The organism is Azorhizobium sp. AG788, from assembly GCF_943371865.1.
Classification (GTDB): domain Bacteria; phylum Pseudomonadota; class Alphaproteobacteria; order Rhizobiales; family Xanthobacteraceae; genus Azorhizobium.
Genome location: NZ_CALRWL010000103.1, coordinates 1 through 5013, shown reverse-complemented (window position 1 = coordinate 5013; position 5013 = coordinate 1). Strand labels below are relative to the sequence as shown.

Here is a 5013-nt window from a genome sequence, read left to right as displayed (position 1 = left end):
GGCGGCGGCGGGCCTTCCGGTGGACGGGCACCTGAGCCATGGGCTCGGCCACGGCATTGACGAGGGCGGCCTGTTCCATGCCGGCCATTTCATCGCCGGGCGGCTGGCCGCGCAGCCGAATCGCGCCAAGGCTTCACAAGACTGACACGGTCCCTATAGAGTATCCGACCGTGCCGTCGAGCCTGGCTCGATTCGGTTCGGATGGAGGGCGAGGAGTACAATCCTTGACCGCAGCGATAACATCAGGGGCGTGGCCGGCTCTGGTTCTGAATGCGGACTATCGTCCGCTGAGCTACTACCCCTTGTCCGTTTGGTCCTGGCAGGACGCCATCAAGGCGGTATTCCTGGATCGTGTGAATATTGTCGAATATTACGACAAGGCGGTGCGAAGTCCGGGCTTCGAACTGCGCCTGCCGAGCGTGGTCTCGCTCCGCACCTTCATCAAGCCGACCCGGCAACCGGCCTTCACCCGCTTTAACGTCTTCCTGCGCGACCGCTTCACCTGCCAATATTGCGGCACCCGCGAAGACCTGACCTTCGACCATGTGATCCCGCGCTCGCGCGGTGGCCAGACCACCTGGGAAAACGTGGTGGCGGCCTGTTCCCCCTGCAATCTGCGCAAGGGCGGCCTGATGCCCGCCGACGCCCATATGTGGCCGGCGCAGAAGCCCTATCACCCCACCGTCCACGACCTGCACCAGAATGGGCGCCACTTCCCGCCCAATTATCTGCATGAAAGCTGGCTGGACTATCTCTACTGGGACACCGAGCTCGACCCCTGAGCGCGCGCCCGCGCCGCTCAGGCGCGGCGCGATCCAGCCGCGAGGGCGCCGACCAAAGCGATCGCCGTCAGCCCCAGCGCCAGCACCGCATTCCAGCCGGCCATGGAAATGCCCAGCATCCGCCAGGCCGCCTCGTCGCAGCGCGGCACGCGGGTGGTCTTGAGGGCGGACATAATGTCGCTGACGACCGGTGGCGCCGTACCGGTGCAGGCGGTCGGCCCGGCCCAGAACTGCCACTCCACCCCCGCATGATAGATGGCGATGCCCGCATCTACCGCCATCAGCGCCGCCAGCAGCAGCAGGCCGGCCCGCAGCAGGCCGAGCCGGCGCGGCGCGCGATAGGCACCGAACGCGACCAGCAGCGCCAGCGGCACCGCCGCGTAATACGGCAAGCGCTGGTCGAGGCAGAGCGGACAAGGCGCGAGGCCGACCACCAATTGGAAATACCAGGCGGCGGCCAGGGCACCGGCAGCGCCGAGCGCGATGAGCACAGCCGTGACGAAAGGGGAGCGCAGAAGGGTCACAAGGCAGGTTCCGGCAAGGTCTGGAGCAACCAAGCGGCCCGCGATACCGCGCCCGTCAGGCCCTGTCCATGGGGCCGCGATCACGAGCGAGGCATTGCCGCCGTTGGTTTTACATTAGTCCAGGTCCAATCTGTAATAGTGGCAATGAGGCTGAGGATCAGCTATATAAAATGCTTCAGGTGGCCGTCCCATGGTCGGCTACCCTTCCGCAACTGATTGTCACATCAAGATTGCTAGCGCGACCATGAACGAGATGACCCGTATCAGGACGAGCCTCGGTGCCGGCATGGCCCGTGTGCAGGCCGACCAGGATGAGGCCGTACTCCCGGTGGCCCAGCTGCGCGACATTGCCGCTGCCCGCCGCACCGGCTGCCCGTTCCATGACGTGCGCGAGATGCTGCGCGAAGTGGGTCTGCGCCCCACGCGCCAGCGCCTCGCCCTCGGATGGCTGCTGTTCGCCAAAGGCGACCGGCATGTGACCGCTGAAATGCTGCATGAGGAAGCGATCCGCGCCCGGTTCCCGGTGTCGCTGGCCACCGTCTACAACACGCTGCACCAGTTCACCGAAGTGAGCCTGCTGCGCGAAGTGGCCGTGGATGGGTCCAAGACCTATTTCGACACCAATGCCTCGGACCACCACCATTTCTACGTGGAAGGTCACAACGAGCTGTTGGACATTCCCAATGCGGAAGTCACCGTCGACCGCCTGCCGGAGGCCCCCGAGGGCTTCGAAGTGGCGCGAGTGGACGTGGTGGTGCGCCTGCGCCGCAAGACGATCGCGAAGGGCTGAGCCTCGGCCTCGAAAGGCTGAGCGAGAGTGTGCTCCGACCTTGGGTTCGGGGTCTTACAATAAGGGACGAAGCCCTCCGTGGTGGCACGGGGGGCTTTTTTATGGATGATCGGCGGGTGTCTGGGCATCGTTTGCGTCTCGTCGTGATCGCGGTACGCTCCGCCCTGTCGTCCTCACCCCACGGCAGCGCCCCGCGCGGCGCGGCGTTCAAGCGGATCGCAGATCATGGCGGACGCGACCACAGCCCAGCTCAGCTGGAACCGCGCCTGTGACTGGGGTGCGGGCCCCCTGGCCCTACCGCCCGGCGATCAGGCGCTGGAGGACATGCTGCTGTTCCACGGCGTGGCGATGAATGGCGGGCTGCTTCATGCCATCGACCACTTCGGTTTCGAAGAGTTGGACGGGATGTTGGACCCTATCAAAGCCGGATACCGCTATTTCGGCTTGGGCGCCGTCGCCGATCTGTTGGATGACGTAGCGGCGCAGGGACACAGCCGCGACGATCGCCAAGCCTGGGATTATGACCTCAACCGGCGCTATGCCGGCATATTCCCGATGACAGCGCGCTGTTTGCCCGCTTTGAGACGGTTCTCGCCCAACGCCCCTTGGACTTCGCAGCGGTCTGAGCGCAGGCCGTAACGGTGCGGCGCAGTTTCATCGCGCCCGACCGCATGGCACCGGGCATGCCAAGGCGCAACCGGCTTGTGCGCATGCGCCGGACCGCCTGCGCGGCGCATGCGCACAAGCGCTCGAATGCCACGCCCTCACGTAAGGGCACGGACGCGGTTGCGGACAGATCCGTACGCCCTCAGGCGGCGTGGACCCGGGTCAGGAACTGCTCCACCACGTCGCTGTGCGTCCGGTTGTCATCGGCCATGCGGCGGGAGGTTTCCGCCATGCGCGCCGCATAGCTGCTGGTCTCCTCCACTGCGCGCGTCACATCGGCAATGGTGGACGACACCACGCCGCTGCCGGCGGAGGCCGCGGCAATATTCTTGCCGATTTCCCCGGTGGCGGCGTTCTGCTGCGTCACCGCGGCGGCGATGGCGCCAGTGTAGCGATCCACCTCTTGAATGACCCGCGAAATGCCGTGGATCGCCTTCACCACCTCCTCAGTGGATCCTTGGATCTGCGACACCTGGAGCGCGATCTCCTCCGTCGCCTGGCCAGTCTGATTGGCCAGGGTCTTCACCTCCGCGGCGACCACCGCAAAGCCACGACCGCTCTCACCGGCGCGGGCGGCCTCGATGGTGGCATTGAGCGCCAGCAGATTGGTTTGGGCAGCAATGGCCTGAATCAGTTCCACCACCTTGCCGATCCGCCCGGCGCCCTGCGACAGTTCGATGATCTTCTCATTGGTAGCGCGGGCCTCCTCGGTGGCCTGGGCGACGATCGCCTCGGTGCGCTGCACCTGGGCGGAAATTTCGCCGATGGAGGCCGACAACTCCTCGGTGGCCGAGGCGACGCCCTGGACGCTGGCCTGCGCATCCCGGGCCGCCTGTCCGGCGGTCTGGGTCCGCAGGGACGTCTTCCCCGCCACCGTGGCCAGGATGTCCGCGACCCCGAGCAGATCGCCCATGTTGCGGGCAACCGCCTGGCTCGCGTCCCCCATCTGGGTTCGGAAGCCCTGGATGGAGGCCTCCACCTCGGCCTGTCGGGCGGTGCGCGCCAGGCTCTGCGCCTCCTGCTCCGCCTGCAGGCGGCGCCGCTCCAGCGCATTGTCCCGGAAAATCTGGATGGTGCGGGCCATCACGCCGAACTCGTTGCGCTTGTCTTGCAGCGGAATGACGGTGTCGAGATGATCATCCGCCAGGCCTTGCATCGCCGCCGCCAATTGGCTGATGGGCCGCAGCAGGCGATGCGCCAGCCAGACGGCGCATGCGGCCAATGTCACCACCAGCGCCAGCGAGATCCACACGATGGTGGTCACCAGGGCGGAAACGCTGGCCGTCACTTCCGCCCGCTTCACCCCGCCATAGAGGACGCCGATCACCGCGCCGGCGGGATCGAAGATCGGCATATAGACCGTGTAATAGGGCACATCCAGGATCACCGCCTCGCCGCGATAGGTGGCGCCCGCCTTCACCGCGGCGAATGCGGCGCCGGTGTTGCCCAGCACGGTGCCGACCGCGCGCGTGCCATCGGCTTTCTTCACCGAGGTGGTGATGCGCACGAAATCATTCTTGGCGGGATCGTAGGCGAACACCGTCGCCGTGCCGGCGGAGATCCGCGACACCTCATCGATGAGCGCATGATCGCCGGGATCAGGGAGACGGGGCATGACCAGCTTCTGGGCGCCCCCGGCCTCCCACTGGAAGCTGGTGCCAGGAACCGCCTTTACCAGCGCCAGCCCGGCGGCGCGGATCGCCACGTTCTGGCGTTCCACGGCGGCCTTGGCAGCGTCTGCCCGCAGACTCCAGTCGACCACCGCCACCAGGGTGGCGGCGGTGCCGCCGACGAACACCACCACCATGATGGCGATGACTTGAGAAACCTTCAGTTCGAACCGCCGAAGCATGACAGGCCCTGACCCGCTGGAGATGACCCCTTCAGGGCCCGTCGGGCCGAACTGGCTACGGAACATGGCGCGGAGGTTCGCGCATGATGGCGTCGTCAACCTTGCGCGAGGCTGAATTGGTGGTGTTTTTCGCGGGCGCAACTCGCGATTCCCGTTCCCGGCGATACCGAGTCGGACTTGATGCGAGATGGGTTTGCGGCGCCCGAACAGCAAAACGCCCCCATGGTTTTCACCGATGGGGGCGTTTTGTGTTTTTGTGATCTGGGCTGATCTTCGCATGTGCTTTGCAGGCCTGGCAGCGACCTACTCTCCCGCATCTTGAGATGAAGTACCATTGGCGCAGAGGAGTTTAACGGCCGAGTTCGGGATGGGATCGGGTTCAGGCTCCTCGCAATAGCC

Annotated in this window: 5 protein-coding genes and 1 rRNA gene; 3 read left to right on the top strand and 3 right to left on the bottom strand. The window is 65.8% G+C overall.

What is annotated here, in order from left to right:
• The first annotated feature begins 224 nt into the window (after positions 1–224).
• Positions 225–782, top strand: coding sequence for an HNH endonuclease (locus AAG816_RS27420; protein ID WP_341992892.1), 558 nt, complete (start codon positions 225–227; stop codon positions 780–782).
• Positions 783–799: 17 nt separating this feature from the next.
• Here AAG816_RS27420 and AAG816_RS27415 read toward each other — a convergent pair whose 3' ends face one another.
• Complete coding sequence (locus tag AAG816_RS27415; RefSeq protein WP_341992891.1) at positions 800–1306, bottom strand: disulfide bond formation protein B; 507 nt, start codon at positions 1304–1306, stop codon at positions 800–802.
• A gap of 253 nt (positions 1307–1559) precedes the next feature.
• On the opposite strand from AAG816_RS27415, the gene irrA reads away from it, so the two are divergent.
• A complete protein-coding gene (gene irrA / locus AAG816_RS27410) occupies positions 1560–2096 on the top strand; it encodes an iron response transcriptional regulator IrrA (protein WP_341992890.1) in 537 nt (178 codons plus the stop codon).
• A 225-nt stretch (positions 2097–2321) separates the two neighbouring features.
• Positions 2322–2735 (top strand): hypothetical protein, encoded by a 414-nt coding sequence (locus AAG816_RS27405; protein ID WP_341992889.1) that lies wholly within the window; start codon positions 2322–2324, stop codon positions 2733–2735.
• Positions 2736–2904: 169 nt separating this feature from the next.
• Here the strand turns inward: AAG816_RS27405 and AAG816_RS27400 are convergent, their stop codons facing one another.
• Both AAG816_RS27400 and rrf read right to left on the bottom strand, forming a co-directional pair.
• Positions 2905–4614 (bottom strand): methyl-accepting chemotaxis protein, encoded by a 1710-nt coding sequence (locus tag AAG816_RS27400; RefSeq protein WP_341992888.1) that lies wholly within the window; start codon positions 4612–4614, stop codon positions 2905–2907.
• Positions 4615–4904: 290 nt separating this feature from the next.
• Positions 4905–5013 (bottom strand): 5S ribosomal RNA (gene rrf / locus AAG816_RS27395); the annotation flags it as partial.

Bases quoted from the DNA above. Each gene is read 5' to 3' on its own strand.
- irrA (WP_341992890.1), top strand. From the start codon at position 1,560: ATGACCCGTATCAGGACGAGCCTCGGTGCCGGCATGGCCCGTGTGCAG.
- AAG816_RS27405 (WP_341992889.1), top strand. From the start codon at position 2,322: ATGGCGGACGCGACCACAGCCCAGCTCAGCTGGAACCGCGCCTGTGAC.
- AAG816_RS27400 (WP_341992888.1), bottom strand. From the start codon at position 4,614: ATGCTTCGGCGGTTCGAACTGAAGGTTTCTCAAGTCATCGCCATCATG.